At 73.2% G+C, this 25692-nt stretch carries 25 protein-coding genes; 10 read left to right on the top strand and 15 right to left on the bottom strand.

Going from position 1 to position 25692, the window contains the following annotated elements; genetic code table 11:
• The first annotated feature begins 1 nt into the window (after position 1).
• Positions 2–1279, top strand: coding sequence for a thymidine phosphorylase (locus P3T27_RS05830; RefSeq protein WP_280674957.1), 1278 nt, complete (start codon positions 2–4; stop codon positions 1277–1279).
• A 27-nt stretch (positions 1280–1306) separates the two neighbouring features.
• Here P3T27_RS05830 and P3T27_RS05825 read toward each other — a convergent pair whose 3' ends face one another.
• Both P3T27_RS05825 and P3T27_RS05820 read right to left on the bottom strand, forming a co-directional pair.
• Entirely contained in the window at positions 1307–1861 is a 555-nt protein-coding gene (locus P3T27_RS05825) for a Uma2 family endonuclease (RefSeq protein ID WP_280674955.1), read from the bottom strand.
• 26 nt (positions 1862–1887) lie between these two features.
• Positions 1888–3165, bottom strand: coding sequence for an MFS transporter (locus P3T27_RS05820; protein WP_280674953.1), 1278 nt, complete (start codon positions 3163–3165; stop codon positions 1888–1890).
• Between the two features lie 92 nt (positions 3166–3257).
• Here P3T27_RS05820 and P3T27_RS05815 point away from each other — a divergent pair, with 92 nt between their 5' ends.
• The 3 genes from P3T27_RS05815 to P3T27_RS05805 all read left to right on the top strand — a co-directional run bounded on the left by P3T27_RS05815 (position 3258) and on the right by P3T27_RS05805 (position 6064).
• A complete protein-coding gene (locus tag P3T27_RS05815; RefSeq protein WP_280674951.1) occupies positions 3258–4226 on the top strand; it encodes a LysR family transcriptional regulator in 969 nt (322 codons plus the stop codon).
• A gap of 108 nt (positions 4227–4334) precedes the next feature.
• Positions 4335–5492, top strand: a complete 1158-nt coding sequence (locus tag P3T27_RS05810; RefSeq protein WP_280674949.1) for an adenosine deaminase — start codon at positions 4335–4337, stop codon at positions 5490–5492.
• 215 nt (positions 5493–5707) lie between these two features.
• Positions 5708–6064, top strand: coding sequence for an ATP-binding protein (locus P3T27_RS05805; RefSeq protein WP_280674947.1), 357 nt, complete (start codon positions 5708–5710; stop codon positions 6062–6064).
• 138 nt (positions 6065–6202) lie between these two features.
• Here the strand turns inward: P3T27_RS05805 and P3T27_RS05800 are convergent, their stop codons facing one another.
• Entirely contained in the window at positions 6203–6388 is a 186-nt protein-coding gene (locus tag P3T27_RS05800) for a PspC domain-containing protein (protein ID WP_063349060.1), read from the bottom strand.
• A gap of 491 nt (positions 6389–6879) precedes the next feature.
• On the opposite strand from P3T27_RS05800, the gene aspS reads away from it, so the two are divergent.
• On the top strand, positions 6880–8157 hold the full coding sequence (gene aspS / locus P3T27_RS05795; RefSeq protein WP_280674942.1) for an aspartate--tRNA(Asn) ligase: 1278 nt from the start codon (positions 6880–6882) through the stop codon (positions 8155–8157).
• A 51-nt stretch (positions 8158–8208) separates the two neighbouring features.
• On the opposite strand, the gene P3T27_RS05790 is transcribed toward aspS, so the two are convergent.
• Positions 8209–8820, bottom strand: coding sequence for a hypothetical protein (locus P3T27_RS05790; protein ID WP_280674940.1), 612 nt, complete (start codon positions 8818–8820; stop codon positions 8209–8211).
• A gap of 143 nt (positions 8821–8963) precedes the next feature.
• Here P3T27_RS05790 and P3T27_RS05785 point away from each other — a divergent pair, with 143 nt between their 5' ends.
• Positions 8964–9650: a PhzF family phenazine biosynthesis protein gene (locus tag P3T27_RS05785; protein ID WP_280674938.1), complete on the top strand. Its 687-nt coding sequence runs from the start codon at positions 8964–8966 to the stop codon at positions 9648–9650.
• Here the strand turns inward: P3T27_RS05785 and P3T27_RS05780 are convergent.
• From P3T27_RS05780 to P3T27_RS05765, 4 genes are all read right to left on the bottom strand, one after another.
• Positions 9620–10219, bottom strand: coding sequence for a VanZ family protein (locus P3T27_RS05780; RefSeq protein WP_280674936.1), 600 nt, complete (start codon positions 10217–10219; stop codon positions 9620–9622). The genes P3T27_RS05785 and P3T27_RS05780 overlap by 31 nt on opposite strands.
• 94 nt (positions 10220–10313) lie before the next feature.
• Complete coding sequence (locus tag P3T27_RS05775; RefSeq protein ID WP_280674934.1) at positions 10314–10643, bottom strand: hypothetical protein; 330 nt, start codon at positions 10641–10643, stop codon at positions 10314–10316.
• Positions 10640–12184 carry a HAMP domain-containing sensor histidine kinase gene (locus P3T27_RS05770; protein ID WP_280674932.1) on the bottom strand — a complete coding sequence of 515 codons (1545 nt, stop codon included), beginning with the start codon at positions 12182–12184 and terminating at the stop codon, positions 10640–10642. Before P3T27_RS05770 ends, P3T27_RS05775 begins: the two co-directional genes overlap by 4 nt.
• Positions 12185–12230: 46 nt before the next feature.
• On the bottom strand, positions 12231–12908 hold the full coding sequence (locus tag P3T27_RS05765) for a response regulator transcription factor (RefSeq protein ID WP_030257458.1): 678 nt from the start codon (positions 12906–12908) through the stop codon (positions 12231–12233).
• A 381-nt stretch (positions 12909–13289) separates the two neighbouring features.
• On the opposite strand from P3T27_RS05765, the gene P3T27_RS05760 reads away from it, so the two are divergent.
• Positions 13290–14153, top strand: coding sequence for a SigE family RNA polymerase sigma factor (locus tag P3T27_RS05760; protein WP_348534070.1), 864 nt, complete (start codon positions 13290–13292; stop codon positions 14151–14153).
• 214 nt (positions 14154–14367) lie between these two features.
• Here P3T27_RS05760 and P3T27_RS05755 read toward each other — a convergent pair whose 3' ends face one another.
• The 4 genes from P3T27_RS05755 to deoC form a co-directional block, all read right to left on the bottom strand.
• Positions 14368–15006 (bottom strand): ATP-binding protein, encoded by a 639-nt coding sequence (locus P3T27_RS05755; protein WP_280674926.1) that lies wholly within the window; start codon positions 15004–15006, stop codon positions 14368–14370.
• Positions 15007–15271: 265 nt separating this feature from the next.
• The gene (locus P3T27_RS05750; protein WP_280674924.1) at positions 15272–16177 is read right to left on the bottom strand and encodes an aldehyde dehydrogenase family protein; all 906 of its coding nucleotides are present in this window, start codon (positions 16175–16177) and stop codon (positions 15272–15274) included.
• Positions 16170–17651 (bottom strand): aldehyde dehydrogenase family protein, encoded by a 1482-nt coding sequence (locus P3T27_RS05745; RefSeq protein ID WP_280674922.1) that lies wholly within the window; start codon positions 17649–17651, stop codon positions 16170–16172. Before P3T27_RS05745 ends, P3T27_RS05750 begins: the two co-directional genes overlap by 8 nt.
• A gap of 5 nt (positions 17652–17656) precedes the next feature.
• The gene (gene deoC / locus P3T27_RS05740) at positions 17657–18643 is read right to left on the bottom strand and encodes a deoxyribose-phosphate aldolase (protein ID WP_280674920.1); all 987 of its coding nucleotides are present in this window, start codon (positions 18641–18643) and stop codon (positions 17657–17659) included.
• Positions 18644–18850: 207 nt separating this feature from the next.
• On the opposite strand from deoC, the gene P3T27_RS05735 reads away from it, so the two are divergent.
• A complete protein-coding gene (locus tag P3T27_RS05735) occupies positions 18851–19525 on the top strand; it encodes a PH domain-containing protein (protein WP_280674918.1) in 675 nt (224 codons plus the stop codon).
• 99 nt (positions 19526–19624) lie between these two features.
• Here P3T27_RS05735 and P3T27_RS05730 read toward each other — a convergent pair whose 3' ends face one another.
• The 3 genes from P3T27_RS05730 to P3T27_RS05720 form a co-directional block, all read right to left on the bottom strand.
• The gene (locus tag P3T27_RS05730; protein WP_280674916.1) at positions 19625–21352 is read right to left on the bottom strand and encodes a phospho-sugar mutase; all 1728 of its coding nucleotides are present in this window, start codon (positions 21350–21352) and stop codon (positions 19625–19627) included.
• A 174-nt stretch (positions 21353–21526) separates the two neighbouring features.
• Complete coding sequence (locus P3T27_RS05725) at positions 21527–22402, bottom strand: purine-nucleoside phosphorylase (RefSeq protein ID WP_280674914.1); 876 nt, start codon at positions 22400–22402, stop codon at positions 21527–21529.
• Positions 22403–22495: 93 nt separating this feature from the next.
• The gene (locus tag P3T27_RS05720; protein WP_280674912.1) at positions 22496–22933 is read right to left on the bottom strand and encodes a gamma-glutamylcyclotransferase; all 438 of its coding nucleotides are present in this window, start codon (positions 22931–22933) and stop codon (positions 22496–22498) included.
• A gap of 99 nt (positions 22934–23032) precedes the next feature.
• Between P3T27_RS05720 and P3T27_RS05715 the strand changes: the two genes are divergently transcribed.
• Together P3T27_RS05715 and P3T27_RS05710 are read left to right on the top strand one after the other, a co-directional pair.
• The gene (locus tag P3T27_RS05715; protein ID WP_280674910.1) at positions 23033–24481 is read left to right on the top strand and encodes an NAD(P)H-quinone dehydrogenase; all 1449 of its coding nucleotides are present in this window, start codon (positions 23033–23035) and stop codon (positions 24479–24481) included.
• Positions 24482–24682: 201 nt separating this feature from the next.
• Positions 24683–25675 (top strand): DeoR/GlpR family DNA-binding transcription regulator, encoded by a 993-nt coding sequence (locus P3T27_RS05710; RefSeq protein ID WP_280674908.1) that lies wholly within the window; start codon positions 24683–24685, stop codon positions 25673–25675.
• Positions 25676–25692 lie beyond the last annotated feature (17 nt).

The raw sequence follows: 25692 nt of genomic DNA, 5'->3' as shown, positions 1-25692 counted from the left end.
CATGGACGCCATCTCCGTCATCAGGACCAAGCGCGACCGCGGAGAGCTGAGCGACGCTCAGATCGACTGGGTCATCGACGCGTACACCCGCGGCGAGGTCGCCGATGAGCAGATGTCCGCCCTGGCCATGGCGATCCTGCTGAACGGCATGAAGCCGCACGAGATCAGCCGCTGGACCGACGCCATGATCCGCTCCGGCGTCCGGATGGACTTCTCCTCGCTGCCGCTGCCCACCAGCGACAAGCACTCCACCGGCGGCGTCGGCGACAAGATCACCCTCCCGCTCGCCCCGCTCGTCGCCGCCTGCGGCGCCGCCGTCCCGCAGCTCTCCGGCCGCGGCCTCGGCCACACCGGCGGCACCCTCGACAAGCTGGAGTCCATCCCCGGCTGGCGCGCCCTGCTCTCCAACGAGGAGATGCTGGACGTGCTGCGCTCCACCGGCGCGGTCATCTGCGCCGCCGGCGACGGCCTCGCGCCCGCCGACAAGAAGCTGTACGCGCTGCGCGACGTCACCGGGACCGTCGAGGCCATCCCGCTGATCGCCTCCTCGATCATGTCCAAGAAGATCGCCGAAGGCACCGGCGCGCTGGTCCTGGACGTCAAGGTCGGCTCCGGCGCCTTCATGAAGAACATCGACGACGCCCGCGAACTCGCCCGCACCATGGTCGGCCTGGGTACCAGCGCCGGCGTCAACACCGTCGCCCTGCTCACCGACATGTCCACCCCGCTCGGCCTCACCGCCGGCAACGCGCTGGAGGTCCGCGAGTCGATCGAGGTGCTGGCCGGCGGCGGCCCCGCCGACGTCGTCGAGCTGACCCTGGCCCTCGCCCGCGAGATGCTCGCCGCGGCCGGTGTGCAGGGCAAGGACCCGGCCGACGCGCTGCGCGACGGCTCCGCGATGGACCACTGGCGCCGCATGATCGCCGCCCAGGGCGGCGACGTCGACGCCCCGCTCCCGGTCGCCCGCGAGCAGCACGTCATCCCGGCGCCCGCCTCCGGCGTCCTCACCACGCTCGACGCCTACGCCGTCGGCGTCTGCGCCTGGCGCCTGGGCGCCGGCCGCGCCCGCAAGGAGGACCCGGTCCAGGCCGGCGCCGGCGTCGAGATGCACGCCAAGCCCGGCGACACCGTCGTGGCCGGCCAGCCCCTGCTGACCCTGCACACCGACACCCCGGAGCGCTATGACTACGCCATCGAGGCCCTCGAAGGCGGCATCGAGGTCTCCCCGGCCGGCACGGCCTTCACCCCGAACCCGATCGTGCTCGACCGCATCGCCTGAGCCGGACGCCGTCCCGCGGACGTGCGCTCAGGCGTACGTCCGCAGGACGCCGGTGTCGAGCGTCCAGGGGCCGACGGTGATCGTGTCGCCGAAAGCGAAGTCCGTGCGGCGGGTGTAGCCGGGCTCGTCGTGGATGATGCCGGTGCCCTTGCGGGGATCGACCAGGAGATAGAGCGGGATGCCCATGGCCGAGTAGTCGTGGACCTTGTTGTGGTAGTCGTTCTCGGGGTTGGACTTCGAGACGATCTCCACGACGAGAAGGATCTCGTGGGGAAGGAACGCCGGGCTGTCGTCGTCCAGAGCCGCGTCGGGGAACACCATCAAGTCGGGGTTTCGGAGTCGACCGAGGCCGACGTCCTCCAAGTCGGCGCCACCGTGGGCGATGTAGCCGGGGTGGGTCCGGGGCAGCTGGGCGTTGAGCTGTTGTGCCAGGCGGATGACGGCAAGCTCGTGACGCTTCACGGGCGACATCATCATGACGATCTCGCCGTCGGCGATCTCGATCTTCCCTATCCCCGGCACCTTCGGCAGCTGATCCGCGATCTCGCGCAGTCGGGCGTACACGGCAGGATCGATGCTCATGCCCGGGAGTGTATCGGCGGCGGCCGTCAAGCGTCCGCGATCGCTCGCCCTGCCGCGTGGGCCTGGTGGGTGGCGTAGAGGGTGACGGCGGCGGCGAGGGCCATGGCGGCGAGGCCCACGGTGGCGGCGCCGGGCCAGCCGGTGGCGTGGTAGGCGTCGGCGCCGACGGTGCCGCCGAGGCTGTTGCCGAGGTAGTAGGCGATCAGGTAGAGGGCGGAGGCCTGGGCGCGGCCCTCGGTGGCGGTGCGGCCGACGGCGGAGGAGGCGGTGGCGTGGCCGGCGAAGAAGCCGGCGGTGATCAGGACCAGGCCGAGCAGGGCGCAGACCAGGGACTCGGTGAGCGAGAGCAGCAGCCCGGCGGCGGTCACGCCGATGGAGACGTAGAGGGCGCCGCGGCGGCCGAGCCGGCCGGAGAGGCGGCCGGCGGCGGCGGAGGTGCCGGTGCCGACCAGGTAGACGACGAAGATCGAGGCGGCGACCGACTCCGGCAGGTGGAAGGGGGCGGCGATCAGCCGGTAGCCGACGGTGTTGTAGACCGCGCCGAACACGGCCATGAACAGCAGTCCGAGCGCGTACAGCCGGACCAGCAGCGGGTTGCGCAGGTGCCGTCCGACGGTGCGGGCGAGGGCGCGGGCGTCCACCGGGGCCGGGGTGAAGTGCCGGGCGGTGGGGATCAGCAGCCGGAAGGCGAGCGCGGCGAGCAGGGCGAGGGCGGCGGAGGCGGCGAGGCCCCAGCGCCAGCCGAGGGCGGCGGCGGTCCAGCCGGAGAGCAGCCGGCCGCCCATGCCGCCGATGCTGTTGCCGGCCACGTACAGGCCCATCGCGGAGGCCAGGGCGCTGGGGTGGATCTCCTCGGCGAGGTACGCCATGGCGGTGGCGGGCAGTCCGGCGAGCGCGGCGCCCTGGAGGACGCGCAGCACGACCAGGGTGGTGAGGTCGGGTGCGAACGGCAGGGCGAGGGCGAACGCGGTGGCGGCGAGGGTGGAGGCCGTCATCACGGCGGTGCGGCCGTACCGGTCGGACAGGGCGCTGGCGGGGAGCAGTCCGAGGGCGAGTCCGAGGGTGGCGGCGGAGGCCGTCCAGCTGGCCTGGCCGGGGGTGAGGTCGAGGTCGGCCGAGAGGATCGGCAGCAGGCCCTGGGTGGAGTAGAGCAGGACGAAGGTCGCGACCCCGGCGGCGAACAGGGCGAGGTTGGCGCGGCGGAAGGCGCGCTGGCCGGGGCGGTGGCGGTCGTCGGCTGCGGGCATGGCGGTGGCGGGGGCATCCGGGACGGTCACGGATGCCCTGGTATCGGCGGGCTGCATGGCGTCGACCGTAGGCGTGGCGCGGCTGATGCGTCCAATGCATGAAGAGTGGATAATCGATGCGTTGGCGCATGAGTCGAGGTGGTGGCGGGATGTCCCGGACGGACGTGACGGACGGCACGGAGCAGCGGTACCGGGCGGCGGAGTTGGGGCCGGACGAGCCGGCGGTGCTGCTGGCGCCCCGGCTGGCGCAGTTCGCCGCGGTCGCCCGCTTGGAGCACGTGACGCAGGCGGCCGCGCTGCTCGGGGTGCCGCAGCCGACGCTGTCGCGTGCGGTGGCCCGGCTGGAGGAGGAGCTGGGCGTGGACCTGCTGGCCCGGCAGGGCCGCACGGTCCGGCTGACCAGGGCCGGCCGGCTGCTGCTGGCCTCGGTGGAGCGGGCGCTGGCGGAGGTCGAGCGCGGGGCGGAGGCGGCCCGGGCGGAGGCCGATCCGGAGGTCGGGCGGGTGGCGTTCGGCTTTCTGCACACGATGGGGACGGATGCGGTGCCGGCGCTGCTGAGCGGGTTCCGGGCGGGGCACCCGCAGGTCCGCTTCCAGCTGGTGCAGGACTACGTCGGGGCGATGCTGGAGCGGTTGCGCGAGGGGGAGTTGGACCTCTGCCTGGTCGCGCCGCTGCCGGACGACCCGGCCTTCACGGCCCGCCCGCTGGACGAGCAGCGGCTGCACCTGGTCGTCCCGGCGGACCACCGGCTGGCGGGTCGGCGGCGGATCCGGCTGGCGGAGGTGGCCGAGGAGCCGTTCGTCGGGCTGGAGCGGGGGTACGGGCTGCGCGCGATCACGGACGGCTTCTGCGCGCAGGCCGGGTTCGTGCCGCGGCTCGCCTTCGAGGGGGAGGAGACCGAGACGCTGCGCGGGCTGGTCGCGGCCGGGCTGGGGGTGGCGCTGCTGCCGCCGGCCCTGGTGCCGCGGCCGGGGGTGGTGGAGCTGGAGGTGACGGCGCCGCGCACCCGGCGGGCGATCGGGCTGGCCTGGGCGGCGGGGCGGCCGCCGACCCCGCCGGTGGCGGCGTTCCGGGATTTCGTGCTGTCGCGGCGGGGGCGGTTGCTGCACCACGATTGAGCCGAATGTGCCGCGGCTGGCCCGGGCGGTGGAATTCCCGATGGACTTTGGCCGAACCGGCCGTGTTGGCGGTGGTGGGTCTACGCGCGTAGGGGCTATATTTCCGCAATGGAGAAGCAGATCCCTGTCACCGCCGCGGGCACCGGCCCGCGCATCCCCACGCCCGACCAGATCCGCCGCGCGCCGAAGGTGCTGCTGCACGACCACCTCGACGGCGGGCTGCGCCCCGAGACCGTCGTCGAGCTGGCCGCCGCGGTCGGCTACGAGGGCCTCCCGACCACCGACGCCAAGGAACTCGGCGAGTGGTTCCGCGCGGCCGCCGACTCCGGCTCGCTGGTCCGCTACCTGGAGACCTTCGCGCACACCTGCGCCGTGATGCAGACCCGCGAGGCCCTGATCAAGGTCGCCGCCGACTGCGCCGAGGACCTGGCCGCCGACGGCGTCGTGTACGCCGAGGTCCGCTACGCCCCCGAGCAGCACCTGGAGGCCGGCCTCTCCCTGGACGAGGTCGTCCAGGCCGTGAACGAGGGCTTCCGCCTCGGCGAGGCCAACGCCCGCGCGGCCGGCCACCGGATCCGGGTCGGCACCCTGCTGACCGCGATGCGGCACGCCGCCCGCTCCACCGAGATCGCCGAACTGGCCAACCGCTACCGGGACCAGGGCGTCGTCGGCTTCGACATCGCCGGCGCCGAGGCGGGTCACCCGCCCACCCGCCACCAGGCCGCCTTCGACTACCTCAAGGGCGAGAACAACCACTTCACCATCCACGCGGGCGAGGCCTTCGGCCTGCCGTCGATCTGGGAGGCCCTGCAGTGCTGCGGCGCCGACCGGCTCGGCCACGGCGTGCGGATCGTCGACGACATCACGGTGAAGGAGGACGGCGGCGTCGAGCTCGGCCGACTGGCCGCGTACGTCCGCGACAAGCGCATCCCGCTGGAGATGTGCCCGACCTCCAACCTCCAGACCGCGGCGGCGACTTCGTACGCCGAGCACCCGATCGGGCTGCTCAGCCGGCTGAAGTTCCGGGTCACCGTCAACACCGACAACCGGCTGATGAGCGGCACCAGCATGAGCCAGGAGTTCGGACACCTGGTGGAGGCCTTCGGCTACACGCTGGGGGACCTGGAGTGGTTCACGGTGAACGCGATGAAGTCCGCGTTCCTGCCGTTCGACGAGCGGCTGGCGATGATCAACGACGTGATCAAGCCGGGGTACGCCGAGCTGAAGGCGGAGTGGCTGTTCAGTGCGGGTGCCGGCGAGCTCTGAGCGGCCCGGCCCGTTCGAGTGGTCGGGTGAACTCCGTGGTCCCGAACGGGATTTGGCGTTCATCCGACTACTCACTCGACTGAGTGAACGCCCTTTGGCTCTCGCGTGTCCCACTCACTACGGTGTGCCAGTCAATGCTGACAGGCCGTGGCGGCGGCGGATCCCGTCCGCCCCGCCGCGATGTCGGCCACCGACGAGGACCCAAGGGACGAACCATGAAGCAGGCTCTCAAGGCCGCCGGTACCGCGGCGCTCGGCATCGCCATCGCAGCGGTGGGCGCCGGTAGCGCGTCCGCTGCCGCCCCGGCCCCCGGCGGTGTCGGGCTGCCCACCAGCACCCTGACGAACCCCGCGGTGACCGGCGCGGTCGCCGACACCGCCAACAAGCTGCCCGGCGGCGACGAGGTCGCCGGCACGCTCGGCACCCTCGCCCCGACCGCCGGACAGGCCGCGCCGACCGCCGAGGCGCCTGCTGCCGCGACCCGCGGTGCCATCCCGACCATCCCCGGCGTCGACAAGACCCCCATCGGCGGGCTGACCCACGCCCTGCCGCTGCCGGGCCTGGCCGGCTGATCGAGCCGCCAGCACGGCGACGGGCCGTCCGTCCCGGTGATCCCGGGATCGGGCGGCCCGTCGTCGTGTCCGGCCGTGCGTGCGGCGGGAGTTGTCGGACAGGCCCGGAGCCGGCTCGGGAAGTGCCGGATCCGGGACTTACGGCTCCTGGGGGAGCAGCACCCAGAGGGCGAGGTAGACCAGGCACTGGAGCCCGGGCAGGATGATCGAGATCAGGAAGATCAGTCGTACGGTCCACGGCGTCACGCCGTAGCGCTCGGCGAGCCCGGCGCAGACGCCGGCGATGACGCGGTTGTGGCGAGGACGGGCGAGACGGGCGCTCATGGTCTTCTCCGTGTCGTGGAGCCCGGTCCGGCCGGTCCGGCGGGCTTATGACAACTCTCCGCGACCGCGGGCCCGGAAACGTCCGCCTGGCAGTCGATTCGCCACCCCGCCGAGTCACCGGTGAGGCGTAGCCGGACGTCGGGGTCCGACTCAGGGTCCACCCGGAGCGCGGGCGCCCGCCAGGGCGGCCGGAAAGCCCGTTGCGGGTGGCAGTGGCCTGATCTAGCCTCTCCGACAACACGTCGAGGGAGACGAGTACCTCCGGGCCCCGCAGGCCGAGAGAGCCGCCGGCAGCTGTGAAGGCGGTCCTGCGCACCGGAGCGAAGACACTCCTGAGTGCGGGGAGGAAATGCCCCGCCGGCCGGCCCCCGTCAACGGGCCGTCACGAGGCCGCCGCCCGCGCGGGCGGCGGCGAAAGTGCGGTGGCACCGCGAGTTGCCCTTCTCGCCCGCACTCCGAAGGGATCACCACGAAGCCCCTGGAGGGCCGCGATGATCCACCCGACGACCCGTGTCCTGGCCGCCGAACTACCCGGCCACGTCGGCGAATCCGTCGAGATCAGCGGCTGGCTGCACCGCCGCCGCGCACTGAAGTCCGTCACCTTCCTGGTGATCCGGGACCGCTCCGGACTGGCCCAGGTGGTCACCACCGGTGCCGGCCCCAACCTGCCGGAGGAGACCGTGCTGGGGATCCGCGGCACGGTCACCGCCAACCCGCAGGCGCCGGCCGGCGTCGAACTGACCGCCCCGACCGTCGAGGTGCTGTCCAGCCTCGCCGGGGCGCCGCCGTTCAGCCTGTTCCGGCCCACCGTCGAGGCCGCGCTGCCGGTCGTCCTGGACGGCGCGCCGGTCACCCTGCGCCACCCCCGGCTGTCCGCGCTGCACCGCGTCTCGGCGGCCTCCGTGGCCGGGTTCCGCGCCACCCTGGACGGGCTCGGCTTCACCGAGATCCACACGCCCAAGGTGGTCTCCTCGGCCACCGAGTCCGGCGCGGACGTCTTCGCGCTGGACTGGTTCGGGCGGGAGGCGTACCTGGCGCAGTCGCCGCAGTTCTTCAAGCAGGCGATGGTCGGGGTGTTCGAGCGGGTCTACGAGACCGGGCCGGTGTTCCGGGCCGAACCGCACGACACCGCGCGGCATCTGGCGCAGTACACCAGCCTCGACGCGGAACTCGGTTTCATCGCCGACCACCGCGAGGTGATGGCCGTGCTGCGCGAGGTGGTCGCCGGGATGGTCGCCTCGGTGGCCGAGCGGGCCGGCGCCGCCGCCGACCTGCTGGAGGTGGAGCTGCCCGACGTCCCGGCGGAGATCCCGCAGCTCCACTTCGCCGAGGCGATGCGGCTGTTGGGCGTCGACGAGCCGGACCTCGCCCCGGCGCACGAGCGGTGGCTCAGCGAGTGGGCGTTGCGCGAGCACGGCAGCGAGTTCCTGTTCGTGGTCGGCTACCCGATGCGCAAGCGGCCGTTCTACACCCACCCGGAGCCGGGGCGGCCGGAGTACTCCAACAGCTTCGACCTGCTCTTCCGCGGGCTCGAACTGGTCACCGGCGGCCAGCGGCTGCACCGGTACGAGGACTACCTGGCCGCGCTGGCGGCCCGGGGCGAGCCGGTCGGCCCGTACGAGGGGTACCTGCGGTCCTTCGCGCACGGCATGCCTCCGCACGGCGGGTTCGCGCTCGGACTGGAGCGCTGGACGGCGCGGCTCACCGGCACCGACAACATCCGCCGGACCACGCTCTTCCCGCGTGACCTGCACCGGCTGACCCCCTGACGGCGGTGGGGGCCCCGGCCCGGCCGGTGCCCCCACCCCCCGTACGGCGGATCAGCCGGCCGGGTACGGCGGCTGCGGCTGCCCGGGCTGGGCCGGCGGCACGGGCTGCGCGTAAGGGTTGTTCGGGACGGCCTGCGCCGGCGGGGCGTACAGCGCGGCCTGCGGCGCCGGGACGCCCTGCTGGTACGGCGCGGCCGGCGGCGGGACGGCCGCGCCGGGCTGCGGGGCGCCGGGACCGTACGGCGCCTGCGGGGCGTTGGGGTTGTACGGTGCCTGCGGGGCGTTGGGGTCGAACGCCGCCGCCTGCGGCGGGACGTTCTGGTACCCGGCGGCCGGGCCGTAGGGCGCACCCGGCGGGACCGGCTGCTGGGCCTTGGCGTTGCTCCGCTCGACGATCGCCTTCACCGAGTGGACGATCAGCGCGACCGGCAGGATGAACGCCTTGAGGAAGATCTCGTACCTGCCGCCCTCGAACACGAACGCGAGGTAGTAGGCGTACCCCAGGAATCCGAGACCGGCGAGGACGTTGACGATCCGCCAGCCGATCTTCAGGCCGCCGCCGAGATTCAGCGCTCCGAGGACCAGCATGATGACGCCGCTGATCGCCAGCATGACGACGTACCAGGAGAACAGCGGCTCGGCGCTGAAATCGAGATTGTTCAAGGGGGATTCCTGGGGGACGGGAGAAAAACGGCGGAGCCGTTGGGGACGACAGCGCAGAGTACTAAAGGCGGCCGACATCCGCCGCCGCGTTTTCAGCACGGAGTCGTTGCGCTCCGCCGAAACGGCGATTGACGAGGTGGGAAATGACTGACTATGAGGTGCTGCGGGTCTTTTGCGGGCCCGACGGCGGGTACGGGAACGAACTCGGCGTGGTGCGGGCGGGCGCCGCGCTGCCGGACCGGGCGGACCGGCAGGCGTTCGCGCGGCAACTCGGCTTCAGCGAGACGGTGTTCGTCGACGACCCGGAGCGCGGCGAGATCGACATCTACACCCCGACGCTGCGCCTGCCCTTCGCCGGCCACCCGTGCGTGGGCGCCGCCTGGCTGCTCGGGGTGGACCGGCTGGTCACGGCCGCCGGGGAGGTGGAGGTCCGGCGCGACGGCGGACTGACCCTGGTCGCGGCGCGCCCCGCGTGGGCGCCGCCGCGGACACTGCGGCGCTACGCCTCGGCGGCCGAGGTGGACGCCCTGGAGGTGCCGCCGCCGGGGGAGTGGATCTACGCCTGGGCCTGGCAGGACGAGGCGGCCGGCACCGTCCGGGCGCGGGCCTTCCCGGGTAGGGGCGACGGGATCGACGAGGACGAGGCGACCGGCGCGGCGGCCCTGCTGCTGACCGCGCACCTCGGACGGGCGCTGACCGTCACCCAGGGCCGGGGCTCACAGCTGCTGACCGGGCCGCGCCCGGGCGGGCTGATCGAGGTCGGCGGCCGGGTGCGGCGGACCCTGCGGGAGGGCGGGCCTCAGCGGGCGGGCGGCGTGGGCTCGGCGTAGGCGCGGGCACGGGGGACGGGTGCGACGGCGGCCGCCGGCGGGCTGACCCTTACGGTCACCTTCGGAGCCCGCACCCCCGGCCGCCGGTCCCGCAGCAGCCGCCGCAGACCGGGGACGAGGGCCAGGTGGGTGACGGCCACGCCGATCACGGCGAGCAGTATGTGGTCGACGTTGAGGACGTGCCCGGGCGTCCAGGAGGAGAGGAACTCCAGGCCGGTCGCCAGCAGGGCGGAGACACCGGTGGTGCGCAGGAAGGACGGCAGCCAGGGGGCCCGCGGCCGGCCGCCGGCCAGCGGGAGCAGCACGCCGAGCGGGGCCAGCAGGAGGAACTCGCCGACCACCTGCCAGCCGGTGGAGGAGCGGAGCGACGCCAGCGGCGTCAGGTTGGCGTCGTAGACCCAGGCCACCGGCAGCGGCCTCAGCACCACCAGCCAGAGCACCAGCGCCAGGTAGCAGGTCAGGCCCGCCAGTCCGGCCGATCGGAGGGGACGGTGGACGGCCGCCGCCGGCCGGTTCTCGGTCCGTGCGCCGGAACGCTCGTCGCGTGTCCTGGTGCCATCTCGCTGCACGGGGGGAAGGACGTGGGCCGGTGGCGCGGTGGTTCCACCCCGGGCGTGAACATTCCCGACCGCGCCCCGGGCGCCCGGGGCGCGGCCGAGTGCACTACCGGCAGGGCGCCGCCGTCGGCACCGCGCTGAACACGTTGTCGGGCGGCGGAGTGCCGGGCGCCACCACGGTGGGCGTCGGGCTCGGGCTCGGGCTCACGCCCGCCTTGGCGGCGCCGCGGGTCGGCGGCGTGCTCGGTGCGGGCGGGGACGGCGTGGCCGCCAGAGCGGCCGGTATGTGCGGGGAGGTCGGGCAGGCCGTCCGGCTGGCCGGGGCGCCCGCGTCCACCGGGACGGCGGTCGGCCGGATGCCGCAGCCGGAGGCCAGCGCGAGCAGCAGCAGGGCGCCGGCGGTGCGGCGCAGGGCGGTGCGGGTGGGGGAGGTCACGTGGCGTCCTTGTCCTGGGCGGCGTCGCCGGCGGGGCCGCCACCGGTCTCGCCCTCGGCCGGCGGGGGCGGCGGGGCCAGCGGCAGCGTCAGCGTGAACACCGCCCCGACCTCCCCGTTCGCCGCCGTGATCGTCCCCCCGTGGATCTGTGCGTTGGCCATCGCGATCGACAGCCCGAGGCCGCTGCCCTCCGAGCGGGCCCGTCCCCGGTCCGCCTTGTAGAACCGGTCGAAGACGTGCGGCAGCACGTCCTCGGGGATGCCCGGGCCGCTGTCGGAGACCTCGACCACGACCGAGCCCGCGCTCTCCCGGACCCTGACCCGCACCGGCGAGCCGCCGTGCTTGAGCGCGTTGCCGATCAGGTTGGCGAAGACCACGTCGAGCCGGCGCGGGTCGACCACGGCCAGGATGCCGCGCGGGGCGTCCAGCTCGACCGCGTCGTACCAGGCCCGGCCGTCGATGCAGGACATGATCAGGTCGGCTATGTCCACCTCGTCGGCGACCAGCCTGGCGGTGCCCGCGTCGAAGCGGGTCACCTCCATCAGGTTCTCCACCAGGTCGGACAGCCGCCGCGTCTCGCTGACCACGAGCCGTACGGCCGGCTCGATCATCGGGTCCAGCGACTCGGCCTCGTCCTCCAGGATGTCGGTGACGGCGGTCATCGCGGTGAGCGGGGTGCGCAGCTCGTGCGACATGTCGGCGACGAACCGCCGGCTCTGCGCCTCGCGCGCGCTCAGCTCCTCGACCTGCTCGTGCAGCGATTCCGCGGCCCGGTTGAACGTCCGTGCCAGGTCGGCGAGTTCGTCCCCGCCCTCGACCTCCAGCCGGGTGTCCAGGTGTCCCTCGCCGAGCCGCCGGGCGGCGTCGCCGAGCCGCTTGACCGGCCGCAGCACCGTCGACGAGGCGGCCTGGGCGAGCAGCGCCGAGCCGATCAGCGCGAGCAGGGTGGCGATGGCCAGCGACCAGCCCAGCGTGTTGAGGTCGGCCCGCTCGTTCTCCAGCGACTTGAACATGTACGCCGTCGGGCCGGTCGGCACCACCTTGGTGCCGCCGATCACGAACGGCCGGCCCGCCAGGTTCTGCCGCTGCCAGTACAGGTGGTACGGGTAGGGGTTGGTCTCGGTGATCTCGCGCTGCCTGGCGACGGTGGACTGCAGCGCCGCCGGGACGTCGGCCAGCGTGAACTGCCCCGGGTCGGAGGAGGCCGTGCACTCCGGGTGCGCCGGGTCGACCACCACCACGTCGTAGCTCAGTCCGGAACTGGCGACGGTGGACGCGAGCGTGGTCAGGTCCGGGCAACTCGCGTTCAGCGGCAGCGCGGAGACGTTGCGGCTGAGCGAGACCCGGAAGTCGTTGAGCGCGGTGTCCTGGGCGCGCTTGAGCACCGCGTCGCGGTTCAGCCAGTAGGCGATGCCGGAGGCCGAGACGGCGGCGAGCAGCGCGACCGCCGCGAACACCGCGATCAGCCGCACCCGCAGGGAGCGCAGCCTGCGCCACGGGCCCGCGGCGAAGCGTCGGGGCGTCGTCTGTTGGTCAGTCACAGGAGCCTGTCGTCGTACGGAAGTTCAGGGCGGAGGGGAGGGCCGGTCAGGCCGGCGGGTCCAGCCGGTAGCCCACCCCGCGTACGGTGCGGATCAGGGTCGGCGCGGACGGCACGTCCTCGACCTTCGCCCGCAGCCGCTGCACGCAGGCGTCCACCAGGCGGGAGTCGCCCAGGTAGTCGTGCTCCCAGACCAGCCGCAGCAGCTGCTGGCGGGAGAGCGCCTGGCCGGGGCGGCGGCTGAGTTCCAGGAGCAGCCGCAGCTCGGTCGGGGTGAGCTGGAGGTCCTGTCCGTCCTTGGTGACGGTCATCGCCGCCCGGTCGATCACCACGCTGCCGTACGCGGAGGAGTCCGAGCTCTCCCGCTCGCCGCGCCGCAGCACGGCCCGGATCCGGGCGTCCAGCACCCGCGGCTGCACCGGCTTCACCACGTAGTCGTCGGCGCCGGACTCCAGGCCGACCACCACGTCGATGTCGTCCGAGCGGGCGGTCAGCAGGATGATCGGCAGCTGGTCGGTGCGGCGGATGCGGCGGCAGACCTCGAAGCCGTCGATTCCGGGCAGCATCACGTCCAGCACGATGAGGTCCGGCCGCTGCTCCTTGAAGAGCCTCAGACCGTCCTCGCCGGAGGCGGCGGTGGCCACGCGGTGGCCCTGGCGGGTGAGGGCGAGTTCGAGGCCGGTCCGGATGGCGTCGTCGTCCTCGATCAGAAGGAGGAAAGGCACGGCCCCATTTTGGCCCACTCGAAGCGTCGAATCACCCCCCGGACCGGTCGGCACCCGTATGGGAACCGGAAGGAGAGGTACCGGCGTCCGGTACGGAGGGAGACGGACCGGGACGAACGGCCCGCCCCTGTGACACCCCTGTGACAGTCGGCGGACAGCGCCATCACAACCGCCGGGCAGGATTTTCCATGTCGCCGCAGGACAGCGGGCCAACCCGGCCGGCTGGAAGGCGGCAACAGGAACCGCTCGTACCGACCCAGGGGGCGCACGATGAACGCCATGCTTCAGACCCGGACCAACCCGGCTGTCCGCACCGCGCGTTCGTCAGCGACCACCACGCGGACCCGGTACGAGGTCAGGACCGACGAGAACTCCGGTGCCGTGACCGTACGGGGGTGCGCGCACAGCACCGGTGGAAACCCTGTCGCCCGTCGGGTGAGCGGCGGCGCCAGGGCTGGGGAGCTGTACGGGATCGGCCGGGTGGGGAACGCGGCCGATTCCGCCGGCACCCTCACGCTGCGGGGGATCCTCCCCGTCCGCGTCGAGGGCAAGGACGCCCCGGGGGGAAACAGGGGAAGCGGTCTGCGGACGGTCGGCTCGGGGGAGTCGGCCGGTCGTGAGGCCGCCGGTGCGACGCTGCTGCGGCTGAACCCCGCCGCGGCCCGCACCACCGAGGCGGGACAGGGAGACGCGCAGGGGGAGCACCCGGCCGTCGCGGAGGACCACATCACGGAGTTCACCGCGTACGTGCGCGAGCGCCGCGCCTCCCTGTACGCCACGGCGTACCACCTCACCGGTGACCGCTACGAGGCCGAGGACCTGCTGCAGAGCGCGCTCTTCAGCACCTACCGGGCCTGGGGCCGGATCACCGACAAGGCCGCGGTCGGCGGGTACCTCCGCCGCACCATGACCAACCTGCACATCTCCGCCTGGCGGCGCCGCAAGGTCAACGAGTACCCGACCGAGGAGCTGCCGGAGACGGCCGGCGACACCGACGCGATGGGCGGCACCGAGCTGCGCACCGTGCTCTGGCAGGCGCTGGCGAAGCTGCCGGAGAACCAGCGGACCATGCTGGTGCTGCGGTACTACGAGGGCAAGACCGACCCGGAGATCGCCGACGTGCTGGGGATCAGCGTCGGTACGGTCAAGAGCAGCATCTGGCGGGCGCTGCGCCGGCTGCGCGAGGACGAGCACCTGAACAAGTCGGGCGACACCGTCCGGGCGTTCGGCGAGCTGGTCGCGTAACGCGCAGGGGCGCGCGGGACGCGCAGGAGTGGGACTCCCGTCGGGGGACGGGTAGCGGACGGTCGCGGTCCGTGGACGCCGGCTCGGGGGAGCGGTGACCACGGGGAGCCCGGGGATCGTTCGGGGAAGGCGACGGGCCCGGTGCGGGGGAGACGCACCGGGCCCGTCGTTCTCCGTTCTCGCGCGGCCGCTCCTCGTCCCCCCGCGGCCGTGCTCAGACGGACGAGAGCTGCCGCGGCCCGGCGGCGGCGCGGATCCGGCGCTCGGCCTCCGCACCGGCGCACGGGTGCGAGCCCAGGGTGACCTGCCGCCCGACGATGGACCGCTCGGCGCGCATCAGCCGCCAGCCGCGGCGCAGCAGCACGGGCAGCGACTTGCGGCCCTCCCGGACGTCCCGGCGCAGCCGGCGCCAGGCCGTGGTGAGCGCGCCGTTGCGCAGGCACAGGGCGTCGCCGAGCAGGCCTTCGGCGGCGCACTCGGCGGTGATCTCGGCGGCGAAGATGCCCTCGGCGATGAACGCGGGGGCGCCGGCCAGGTCCAGGGTGCGGGTGGCGATCCGGCCGTTGTCCGGGATCGAGTACACCGGGGCGTCGGTGCGGCCGGTCTCGTGCAGGCTGCGGATCGCGGCGACGGCCTGGTCGCGGTGCCAGGCCAGCGGGGAGTCCCAGTCGACCGCGCCGTCCGGCAGCAGCGGCAGGGTGGGGTCGTCCCCGTCCTTGTAGAAGTCGTCCAGCTGCAGCACGGGCAGGCCGCTGCGCTCGGCGAGCGAGGACTTCCCGGAGCCGGAGGGGCCGGACAGCAGGACCACCAGGGCGCGGGTCGTCGGCGCAGGATTCAGCGGGTCGTCACTCACGGGACACCAGTCTGACGCATCGGGGCCCGATGCCGAAACCGGTCGGAGCACACCTTCTGCCGGGCCCGTGGGTCGGCGAGCGCGACGTGGACCATCGGCAGCTGCCGGCGTGGCGACGGAGAGCGGCGGCGACAGGCGGCGAAAGGCGACGGACCCGCGCCAGGGGGGGAGAGGCGCGGGTCCGTCCAATGACCGTCCGGGCCCTGGGGGGGAGAGGGCACGGGGGACGGCCAGTCTGTGGAGTTGTTACTCGGTGACGGGGAGGTCAGATCCCCATCGGGTGCCAGACCGTCTTGGTCTCCAGGAAGGAGAGTAGCCGGTCCGTACCGGGCGCATTGGTCCAGTCCTGGGCGAACGGGTCCAGCTCCGGACGGACTACCCGCTTCAGGGTATCCGCGGCGGCCGCTTCCAGCGCCCGCGCCGCGCCGGGGCCGTCGGCGGCGATCGCCCCGGTGAGGTCCAGCGCGTTGACGTCCTGGTGCGAGGCCAGCGTGGGCGCGATGTCGGCCGTGCGGCCCGAGATGATGTTGACCACGCCGCCCGGGACGTCCGAGGTGGCGAGCACCTCGCCCAGCGACAGGGCCGGCAGCGGGGCGTCCGCGGCGGCCGCGACCACGACCGTGTTCCCGGTGGCGATCGCCGGGGCGATCACCGAGACCAGGCCGAGCAGCGAGTGCCCGTACCCGGCCTGCGGGGCGACGATCCCGACCACGCCGGTCGGCTCCGGGGTGGAGAGGTTGAAGAAGGGGCCGGCGACCGGGTTGGCGCCGCCCGCGATCTGGGCGACCTTGTCCGTCCAGCCCGCGTACCAGATCCAGCGGTCGATCGCGGCGTCCACCAGCGCGGCGGCCTTCTTCGGGCCGATGCCCTCGGCGGCGGACACCTCGGCGGCGAACTGCTCGCGGCGGCCCTGCAGCATCTCGGCCACCCGGTACAGCACCTGGCCGCGGTTGTACGCGGTGGTGCCGGACCAGCCCTTGACCGCCGCGCGGGCGGCCAGGACGGCGTCGCGGGCGTCCTTGCGGGTGCCCAGCGGGGCGTTGGCGAGCCACTCGCCCTTTGCGTCCGTCACCTCGTACACCCGCCCGCTCTCGGAGCGCGGGAACTTCCCGCCGACGTACAGCTTGTAGGTCTTGAGGACGTCAAGACGCGCGTAGGTCGTGTCAGACATCGAGGTAGGCCTCCAGACCGTGGCGGCCACCCTCGCGGCCGTAGCCCGACTCCTTGTAGCCGCCGAACGGCGAGGTCGGGTCGAACTTGTTGAAGGTGTTGGCCCAGACCACGCCGGCCTTGAGCCGGCTCGCCGTCCACAGGATGCGCGAGCCCTTCTCCGTCCAGATGCCGGCGGAGAGGCCGTACGGGGTGTTGTTGGCCTTGTCGACCGCCTCGGCGGGGGTGCGGAAGGTCAGCACCGACAGCACCGGGCCGAAGATCTCCTCCTGGGCGATCCGGTGGGCCTGGCTGACGCCGGTGAACAGGGTCGGCTTGAACCAGAAGCCGGTGCCCGGGAGTTCGCAGTCGGGCGACCAGCGCTCGGCGCCCTCGGCCTCGCCGGCGTCGGTCAGCTCGGTGATCCGGGCCAGCTGGGCGGCCGAGTTGATGGCGCCGATGTCGGTGTTCTTGTCCAGCGGGTCGCCGACCCGCAGGGTGGCCATCCGGCGCTTCAGGGCGTCCAGCAGCTCGTCCTGGATCGACTCCTGGACCAGCAGGCGCGAGCCCGCGCAGCAGACGTGACCCTGGTTGAAGAAGATGCCGTTCACGATGCCCTCGACCGCCTGGTCGATCGGCGCGTCGTCGAAGACGATGTTCGCGGCCTTGCCGCCCAGCTCCAGCGACAGCTTCTTGCGGCTGCCGGCCAGCTGCTTGGCGATCGCCCGGCCGACCGGGGTGGAGCCGGTGAAGGCGACCTTGTTGACGTCCGGGTGCGCGGTCAGCGCGGCGCCCGTGCGGCCGTCACCGGTGACGATGTTGACGACGCCCTTCGGCAGACCGGCCTGGCGGCAGATCTCGGCGAAGCGCAGGGCCGTCAGCGGGGTGGTCTCGGCCGGCTTGAGGACGACCGTGTTGCCGGTCGCCAGGGCGGGCGCGATCTTCCACGCCAGCATCATCAGCGGGAAGTTCCACGGGATGACCTGGCCGGCCACGCCCAGCGGGCGCGGGTTCGGGCCGAAGCCCGCGTAGTCCAGCTTGTCCGCCCAGCCCGCGTAGTAGAAGAACCACGCGGCGACGGTCGGGATGTCGAAGTCGCGGGTCTCGCGGATCGGCTTGCCGTTGTCGATCGACTCCAGCACGGCCAGCTCGCGGCTGCGCTCCTGGATGATCCGGGCGATCCGGAACAGGTACTTGCCGCGCTCGCTGCCCGGCAGCGCCGACCAGTCGGCGAAGGCCTTGCGGGCGGCGGCGACCGCGCGGTCCACGTCCTCGTCGGTGCCCTGGGCGAACTCGGCGAGCACCTGCTCGGTGGCCGGGTTGACCGTCTTCAGGGCCTCGCTGCCGGAGGAGTCGACGAACTCGCCGCCGATGAAGTGGCCGTAGGAGGTGGCGATGTCGCCCGCGGCGGCGGAGGACTCGGGGGCCGGGGCGTAGGCGAAGAGGCCTCCGGCCGGCTTGGCCGTGGGCTCCTCGGTGTTCTTCTTCTTGGCCATGGTGATCAGTCCACCGTCACGTAGTCGGGGCCGGAGTAGCGTCCGGTGGTGAGCTTCTGGCGCTGCATCAGCAGGTCGTTGAGCAGGCTGGAGGCGCCGAAGCGGAACCAGTGCGGGGTCAGCCAGTCGTCGCCGAGGGTCTCGTTGACCATCACCAGGTACTTCATCGCGTCCTTGGTGGTCTTGATGCCACCGGCCGGCTTCACGCCGACCTGGACGCCGGTCTGCGCCTTGAAGTCGCGGACCGCCTCCAGCATCAGCAGGGTGACCGGCGGGGTCGCGTTGACGGCGACCTTGCCGGTGGAGGTCTTGATGAAGTCGGCGCCGGCCAGCATCGCCAGCCAGGAGACGCGGCGCACGTTGTCGTACGTCTGCAGCTCGCCGGTCTCGAAGATCACCTTGAGGTGGGCGGAGGTGCCGTCCGGGCGCTTGCACGCCTCCTTGACGGCGACGATCTCGTGGAAGACGTCGAAGTAGCGGCCGGAGAGGAAGGCCCCGCGGTCGATCACCATGTCGATCTCGTCGGCGCCCGCGGCGACCGCGTCGGCGGTGTCGGCGAGCTTCACCGGGAGGGCGGCGCGGCCGGCCGGGAACGCGGTGGCCACCGAGGCGACCTGGATGTCGGTGCCCCGCAGGGCGGCCTTCGCGGTGGCGACCATGTCCGGATAGACGCAGATGGCGGCGACGCGGGGGGTGGTCGGGTCAGTCGGGTCGGGGGTCCTGCCCTTGGCGCAGAGGGCGCGCACCTTGCCGACCGTGTCCGCGCCTTCCAGCGTGGTCAGGTCGATCATCGAGATCGCCAGGTCGATGGCGTAGGCCTTCGCCGTGGTCTTGATCGAGCGGGTACCGAGGGCGGCGGCACGCGCCTCCAGGCCGACCTGGTCGACGCCGGGCAGGCCGTGCAGAAAGCGGCGGAGCGAGGCCTCGGACGCCGCAACGTCCTGAAGGCCGCTGCCCGCAACGCCGGGGGCATTGGCTGCAACAGTGGACATAGTCACCAGAGCAGCATATCTACGCGCGTAGTCGACCGCTAGACCCCCCATCTTTCGTGGCCGGACCGAGACATCCGGGGCCGTGGCGGGGCGGCGGCGGGGATGCGTGGGCCGGGCGAGCGGAGGAGGGTGACCGGGTGGTCCGGGGACGGCATTCGATGCCGGACCGAGACCTCTCGGTGGGGGGCATGGGGCAGAATCGACGGCATGACCGATTCCGACGGCAAGCCCCACCGGGGTTCCGCCGCCCCCGACGGGGAGCCCGCGTACGCGGACCGCGTGTACCGCTCTGTCCCCGGTGTGATCTCCGGAGTGCTGCTGTTGGCCGTCGCCGCCTGGCTGATCGGCGACGCGGTGCTGAACGGGACCGGGAAGACGCCGTACGTCGCGCTCGCGTCGGTGCCGGTGTTCGCCTTCCCGGTGATCGCCTACACGCTGCGCCCGGAGGTGCGGGCCGGCAGCAGCCGACTGGTGGTGCGCAACCCGTGGCGGACCATCACCGCGCCGTGGGCCGCGGTGGACACACTGCGCGCGGGGTATTCGGTCGAGCTGCTCGCGGGGGGCAAGAAGTACCAGGTGTGGGCGGTGCCGGTGTCGCTGCGGCAGCGCAAGCGGGCGACCCGGGCCCAGGAGCGCGGCGGCGCCGAGCACGCCTCCCGGATGGGGATGGTGTTCGGCCGCCAGTCCAACCCGGTGGTGCAGGGCTCCGCCGACCCGACCCGCGCCTGGTCCGACCAGGTGACCACCGTGCTGCAGGAGATGGCCGAGCGCAACGCCGCCCGCCCCGACGCGGCCGGTCCGGTCGTGGTGTCCTGGTGCTGGTGGGTGATCGCGCCGACGCTGGTGGGCCTGGCCGCGCTGATCACGGCGATCGCGGTCTGAGCAGAACGCGCTCTGAGCAGAACGCCCTCTGAGCAGAAGCAGCGGACGTACGGAAGGGGCCCGCCGGTCGCGGGCCCCTTCCGGGTGGGCGGGCGGGCGTCAGGCGGCGATGCCCGCGGCCTCGGCCAGGTCGCGCTTGACGGCGTCGAGCAGCTCGGCGGCCCGCTCGCGGGTGGCGGCGAGGTCGGCGGCGGTGGCGACCGGCAGGACGACCTCCAGGTAGCACTTGAGCTTGGGCTCGGTGCCGGACGGGCGCACCACGATGCGGGCCGAGCGGACGGCCTCGCCGGCCAGGTAGTAGCGCAGGCCGTCGGTGGGCGGCAGGTCGGCGGAGCCGGCCGACAGGTCGTCGGCGCGGGTGACCCGGAGGCCGGCCAGGACGGTCGGCGGCTGCTCGCGCAGGCGGCGCATGGCGTCGGCGATCAGCGAGAGGTCGTGCACGCGGACCGACAGCTGGTCGGTGGCGTGCAGGCCGTGCTCCAGCGCCAGGTCGTCCAGCAGGTCGTTCAGGGTGCGGCCGGACTTCTTGAGGGTGGCGGCCAGTTCGGCGACCAGCAGAGCGGCGGTGATGCCGTCCTTGTCCCGGACGCCCTGCGGGTCGACGCAGTAGCCGAGCGCCTCCTCGTAGCCGTAGCGCAGGCCGTCGGCGCGGGCGATCCACTTGAAGCCGGTCAGCGTCTCGGCGTAGCCCAGGCCGGCGGCCTCGGCGATCCGGCCGAGCAGGGTGGCGGAGACGATGGTGGTGGCGAAGACGCCCTCGGCCTTCTTGGCGACCAGGGCCGCGCCGAGCAGCGCGCCGACCTCGTCGCCGCGCAGCATCCGCCAGCCGGCGGCGCCGCTGCCGCCGCCGGCCGCGTCGCCGTTGGTGGGGACGGCCACCGCGCAGCGGTCGGCGTCCGGGTCGTTGGCGATCACGATGTCGGGGCCGACCGAGGCGGCGGTGCGGAAGGCGAGGTCCATCGCCCCCGGCTCCTCCGGGTTGGGGAAGGCCACGGTCGGGAAGTCCGGGTCGGGCTCGGCCTGCTCGGCGACGACGGTGGGCGCCGGGAAGCCGGCCCGGCGGAAGGCGGCGACCAGGGTGTCGCGGCCGACGCCGTGCATCGGGGTGTAGACGACGTCGAGCTCGCGCGGGCTGTGCTCGTCGACGATCGAGACGGCCCGGGCCAGGTAGGCCTCGATGACGTCCTCGCCGAGCACCTCCCAGCCCTCCTCGGCGCGCGGGACGTCGTGGAGCGAGTCGATCGCGTCGATCTCGGCGGCGATCCCGGCGTCGGCCGGCGGGACGATCTGCGAGCCGTCGCCCAGGTAGACCTTGTAGCCGTTGTCCTGCGGCGGGTTGTGGCTGGCGGTGACGGTGACGCCGGCGGCCGCGCCCAGGTGCCGGACGGCGAAGGCGAGCACCGGGGTCGGCAGCGGGCGCGGCAGCAGCGCGGCGCGCAGACCGGCGCCGACCACCACGGCGGCGGTGTCCCGGGCGAAGTCGTAGGACTTGTGGCGGGCGTCGTAGCCGATCACGACCAGGTCGCCCAGGTTCTGCTGCTTGACGTAGGCGACCAGGCCGGCGGCGGCCCGGATCACCACGGCGCGGTTCATCCGCATCGGGCCCGCGCCCAGTTCGCCGCGCAGGCCGGCGGTGCCGAACTGGAGTCGGCCGGAGAAGCGCTTGGCGAGGTCCGACCAGGCGAGCTTGCTGTCCGTCTCGGCCTCGGGGCCCTCCGCCAGGGCCAGCAGGGCGGTGAGCTCCTCGCGGGTCTGTGGGTCGGGGTCCTCGGCCAGCCAGGTGCGGGCCCGGGCGAGGAGGTCGGTGGTGGTGGGTGCCTGCGTCATGGCTGCCAGCTCCATCGGGAAGTGCGTCGGTTCGTCGGACGGAGGGTTCCGTAAAGACCGGAGGGTTCCGTAAAGATGGGGTGTGCACATGCGGACGGGGCCCGCGGGCGGGTGTGATCAGCGGATCACGCCGCCCGTGGGCCCCGTCGTTCACGATTGTGCGCCTGGTGGGCGTCAGATCCGGTCAAGGACCTTCGCCAGCAGCTCGCCCATGCGCTCGGCGGAGGCCTTGCCGGCCTCCAGGACCTCCGCGTGGTTGAGCGGCTCGCCGGTGATGCCGGCGGCCAGGTTGGTGACCAGCGAGATGCCGAGCACCTCGGCGCCGGCCTCACGGGCGGCGATGGCCTCCAGGGTGGTGGACATGCCGACCAGCTCGCCGCCGATCACCCGGGCCATGTTGACCTCGGCCGGGGTCTCGTAGTGCGGGCCGCGGAACTGGACGTAGACGGCCTCGTCGAGGGTCGGGTCCACCTCGCGGCAGAGCGCGCGCAGCCGCTTGGAGTACAGGTCCGTGAGGTCGACGAAGTTGGCGCCGACGATCGGGGAGTCCGCGGTGAGGTTGATGTGGTCGCTGATCAGGACCGGCTGGCCGGGGACCCAGCCCTCGCGCAGACCGCCGCAGCCGTTGGTCAGCACGATGATGCCGCAGCCGGCCGCGGCGGCGGTGCGCACGCCGTGGACGACGGTGGCCACGCCGTGGCCCTCGTAGTAGTGGTTGCGGCCGAGGAAGATCAGGGCGCGCTTGTCGCCGATCTTCACCGAGCGGATCGTGCCGGCGTGGCCGGCGACGGCGGGGGCGGGGAAGCCCGGGAGGTCGGTGACCGGGAACTCGGCCACGGTCTCGCCCAGGGCGTCGGCGGCCGGCACCCAGCCGGAGCCCATCACCAGGGCGACGTCGTGCCGCTCGGCACCGGTCAGCTCGCGCAGGCGCTCGGCGGCGGCCTGGGCGGCGGCGTAGGGGTCGGCGGAGACGACCGACTGAGGGGTTGCGTTCACGGGTCCGAGGATAGACGGGATTTGGCTACGCGCGTAGAAAATCCGGCACGGCATGCCGGATCGTTACCCGGTTGACCCGAAAGCACAGCTCGGTGGCGCCTTTTGGGTGACGGTTCTCGTCGGTACGTCCAAAGGGACCGGCCCCGATCAGCAGGGGCGGCGGCGCAGGTCCATCACGTAGTCGTGCGGGGCGCCGGCGCTCTCCGCGGCGTCGGCGATCAGGCCGAGGTAGCGGGCCGCGGGCAGGCCGCCCTCGTAGTCGTTGAGCACGTACGTCCAGACCGGGATGTCGCCGTCCAGGGTCTGGGCGCGCAGTTTGATCTTGCGGTAGATGCCGAGCTGGACGCCCTCCCAGCGGTCCAGGCCCTCCTCGTCCATCGGCGCGACGTCGTACAGCGTGACGAAGACCTGGTCCTTCCCGTCCTCGACGACGGTGGCCAACGAGCCCTCCCAGCCGAGCTGTTCGCCGCCGAAGGTGAGCCGCCAGCCGTCCAGCCACCCGGAACCGCGCAGGGGGGAGTGCGGGGCGCGGCGGGTCATCTGCCGGGCATCGAGGTTGGTGGCATACGCGGCGTAAAGGGGCATGGGGGGAAGACTAGCCCGGCGGACGGACGGTCCGGGGCGACTGGGCGATCGCACAGGAGCGCGGACCCCGGCGTGGCGGCGATCCCGGCGTGCGGGACAATGGTGCACGTGACTCGGATCGTGATCATCGGTGGCGGACCCGGCGGCTACGAGGCGGCGCTGGTGGCCGCTCAGCTCGGCGCGGAGGTGACCGTCGTCGACCGCGACGGTCTGGGCGGATCGGCGGTGCTCACCGACTGCGTGCCGTCGAAGACCCTGATCGCGACCGCGGAGGTGATGACCACCTTCGACACCTCGTACGAGGAACTGGGCATCACCGTCGCCCAGGACGAGGGCGCGGACGCGGCCAAGGTCATCGGCGTGGACCTGGGCAAGGTCAACCGCCGCGTGAAGCGCCTGGCGATCGCGCAGTCCCACGACATCACCCAGTCGGTCACCCGGTCCGGGGTCACCGTGCTGCGCGGCCGTGGCCGGCTCGGCTCCGGCGGGCAGGCGGTGGACGGCTCCCGCGAGGTGCTGGTGGACGCGCCGGACGGCACCGTCCAGTCGCTGCGCGCCGACGCGGTGCTGATCGCCACCGGCGCCCACCCGCGCGTGGTGCCGGACGCCCAGCCGGACGGCGAGCGGATCCTCACCTGGACCCAGGTGTACGACCTGGAGGAGCTGCCGCGCGAGCTGATCGTGGTCGGCTCCGGTGTGACCGGCGCCGAGTTCGCCGGCGCCTACCAGGCGCTCGGTTCGAAGGTCACGCTCGTGTCGAGCCGCGACCGGGTGCTGCCGGGCGAGGACCCGGACGCCGCCGAGGTGCTGGAGGACGTCTTCCGCCGCCGCGGCATGAACGTGATGAGCCGGACCCGGGCCGAGGGCGCCAAGCGGGTCGGCGACGAGGTCGAGGTGACCCTGTCCAACGGCCAGGTGGTCACCGGCACGCACTGTCTGATGGCGGTCGGCTCGATCCCCAACACCGCGGAGATGGGCCTGGAGGAGGCCGGGGTCAAGCTCAACGACTGGGGCCAGATCCAGGTCGACCGGGTCTCCCGCACCAGCGCCCCGGGCGTGTACGCGGCCGGCGACTGCACCGGCGTCTTCATGCTCGCCTCGGTGGCGGCCATGCAGGGCCGGATCGCGATGTACCACGCGCTCGGCGACGCGGTGCAGCCGCTGAACCTGAAGACCGTCGCCTCCAACGTCTTCACCGACCCGGAGATCGCCACCGTCGGCTACACCGCGGCCGACGTGGAGTGCGGCAAGATGGACGCGGTCGTGGTCAAGCTGCCGCTGCGCGGCAACCCGCGGGCGAAGATGCAGGGCATCCGGGACGGCTTCGTGAAGCTGTTCTGCCGCCCGGGCACCGGCATCGTGGTCGGCGGCGTGGTCGTCGCCCCGCGTGCCAGCGAGCTGATCCACCCGATCGCGCTCGCGGTGGACGCCAATCTGACCGTCGAACAGGTGGCCAGCGCCTTCACCGTCTACCCCTCCGTCTCCGGCTCGACGGCCGAGGCCGCCCGGCAGCTGCACATCCGCAAGCGGGCCGACGGCGAATCCTGAGCGTCCGGCGCACAGTTGAGGGCGGCTGCCGATCGGTGGCCGCCCTTTTGCGCAGGAGTGGTCGTCACCCGGACGGCGGGCGCAGCCCCGGGGTGCTGGCGGCGCGTATTGTACGGTCACGCGCCGCTCTTGCGTGAGCATTTCCCGCTACTAGCTGCAAACGCCTGAAAGCAGACGGTCACGCAGGTTACCGTCGGTTCTGTGTTTGCAGCAGAACGTCGCCAGTTGATCCTCGAAATGGTGCGCGCCAACGGAGCGGTCTCGCTCCGGGAGTTGGCCCGCGTCGTCCAGACCTCCGAAGTCACCGTGCGCCGCGACGTACGGGCGCTGGAGGCAGAAGGGCTCCTCGACCGCCGGCACGGCGGCGCGGTGCTCCCCGGCGGCTTCAGCCGCGAACCCGGCTACCCGCAGAAGACCCACCTCTCCGCGGCGGAGAAGAGCGCCATCGCGGACCTCGCCGCCGGCCTGGTGGAGGAGGGCGACGCGGTGGTGGTCGGCGCCGGCACCACCACCCAGGAGCTGGCCCGCAGGCTGGCCAGGGTGCCCGGCCTCACCGTGGTCACCAACTCGCTGCTGGTCGCCCAGGCGCTGGCGCACGCCAACCGGGTGGAGGTGGTGATGACCGGCGGCACCCTGCGGGGCTCCAACTACGCGCTGGTCGGCAGCGGTGCCGAGCAGTCGTTGCACGGGCTGAGGGTGTCCAAGGCCTTCCTCTCCGGCAGCGGGCTGACCGCCGAGCGGGGCCTGTCCACCACCAACATGCTGTCCGCGAGCGTGGACCGGGCGCTGGTGCAGTCGGCCGCCGAGGTCATCGTCCTCGCCGACCACACCAAGCTCGGCGCGGACACCATGTTCCAGACCGTCCCCACCGAGACCATCACCCGGCTGGTCACGGACGAGCAGGCGACGGCGGACGACGCCACCGCCCGCGAACTGGACGCGCTCGCCGACTGCGGGGTGCAGATCGACCTGGCGCCGCTCGGCGCCGCCCCCAGCGGCGACGCCCCGGTGCACGGCACCGGCAGCGGCCCCGTCCACCAGACCCAGCCCGGCCCGATGCCGCGCCGGGCCGTCTCCCCGCCCCCCGGCGCCGCCCCGCTGCCCGGCCAGCGCCGCCCCGGCACGCACGGCGGACCGGCCGGCCCCGGCATGCCCGTCCGGCTGGCCGAACTGGGACTGCCGCGCGGGCGCTGAACCCGGGCCGGAAACGC

Origin of the sequence: Kitasatospora sp. MAA19 (assembly GCF_029894125.1) — a bacterium.
In the GTDB taxonomy this organism is placed as follows: Bacteria; Actinomycetota; Actinomycetes; order Streptomycetales; family Streptomycetaceae; genus Kitasatospora.
The sequence above is the reverse complement of the archived record's forward strand: the minus strand, read 5'-3'. Positions and strand labels throughout refer to the sequence as shown.

What these genes read in the sequence shown, in the direction of transcription:
- P3T27_RS05815 (WP_280674951.1), top strand. Translation starts at nt 3,258, where the DNA reads ATGTCCCGGACGGACGTGACGGACGGCACGGAGCAGCGGTACCGGGCG.
- aspS (WP_280674942.1), top strand. Translation starts at nt 6,880, where the DNA reads ATGATCCACCCGACGACCCGTGTCCTGGCCGCCGAACTACCCGGCCAC.
- P3T27_RS05810 (WP_280674949.1), top strand. Translation starts at nt 4,335, where the DNA reads ATGGAGAAGCAGATCCCTGTCACCGCCGCGGGCACCGGCCCGCGCATC.
- P3T27_RS05785 (WP_280674938.1), top strand. Translation starts at nt 8,964, where the DNA reads ATGACTGACTATGAGGTGCTGCGGGTCTTTTGCGGGCCCGACGGCGGG.
- deoC (WP_280674920.1), bottom strand. Translation starts at nt 18,643, where the DNA reads ATGTCCACTGTTGCAGCCAATGCCCCCGGCGTTGCGGGCAGCGGCCTT.
- P3T27_RS05745 (WP_280674922.1), bottom strand. Translation starts at nt 17,651, where the DNA reads ATGGCCAAGAAGAAGAACACCGAGGAGCCCACGGCCAAGCCGGCCGGA.
- P3T27_RS05720 (WP_280674912.1), bottom strand. Translation starts at nt 22,933, where the DNA reads ATGCCCCTTTACGCCGCGTATGCCACCAACCTCGATGCCCGGCAGATG.
- P3T27_RS05725 (WP_280674914.1), bottom strand. Translation starts at nt 22,402, where the DNA reads ATGCCGTGCCGGATTTTCTACGCGCGTAGCCAAATCCCGTCTATCCTC.
- P3T27_RS05825 (WP_280674955.1), bottom strand. Translation starts at nt 1,861, where the DNA reads ATGAGCATCGATCCTGCCGTGTACGCCCGACTGCGCGAGATCGCGGAT.
- P3T27_RS05735 (WP_280674918.1), top strand. Translation starts at nt 18,851, where the DNA reads ATGACCGATTCCGACGGCAAGCCCCACCGGGGTTCCGCCGCCCCCGAC.
- P3T27_RS05750 (WP_280674924.1), bottom strand. Translation starts at nt 16,177, where the DNA reads ATGTCTGACACGACCTACGCGCGTCTTGACGTCCTCAAGACCTACAAG.
- P3T27_RS05830 (WP_280674957.1), top strand. Translation starts at nt 2, where the DNA reads ATGGACGCCATCTCCGTCATCAGGACCAAGCGCGACCGCGGAGAGCTG.
- P3T27_RS05820 (WP_280674953.1), bottom strand. Translation starts at nt 3,165, where the DNA reads ATGCAGCCCGCCGATACCAGGGCATCCGTGACCGTCCCGGATGCCCCC.
- P3T27_RS05805 (WP_280674947.1), top strand. Translation starts at nt 5,708, where the DNA reads ATGAAGCAGGCTCTCAAGGCCGCCGGTACCGCGGCGCTCGGCATCGCC.
- P3T27_RS05730 (WP_280674916.1), bottom strand. Translation starts at nt 21,352, where the DNA reads ATGACGCAGGCACCCACCACCACCGACCTCCTCGCCCGGGCCCGCACC.
- P3T27_RS05715 (WP_280674910.1), top strand. Translation starts at nt 23,033, where the DNA reads ATGGTGCACGTGACTCGGATCGTGATCATCGGTGGCGGACCCGGCGGC.
- P3T27_RS05800 (WP_063349060.1), bottom strand. Translation starts at nt 6,388, where the DNA reads ATGAGCGCCCGTCTCGCCCGTCCTCGCCACAACCGCGTCATCGCCGGC.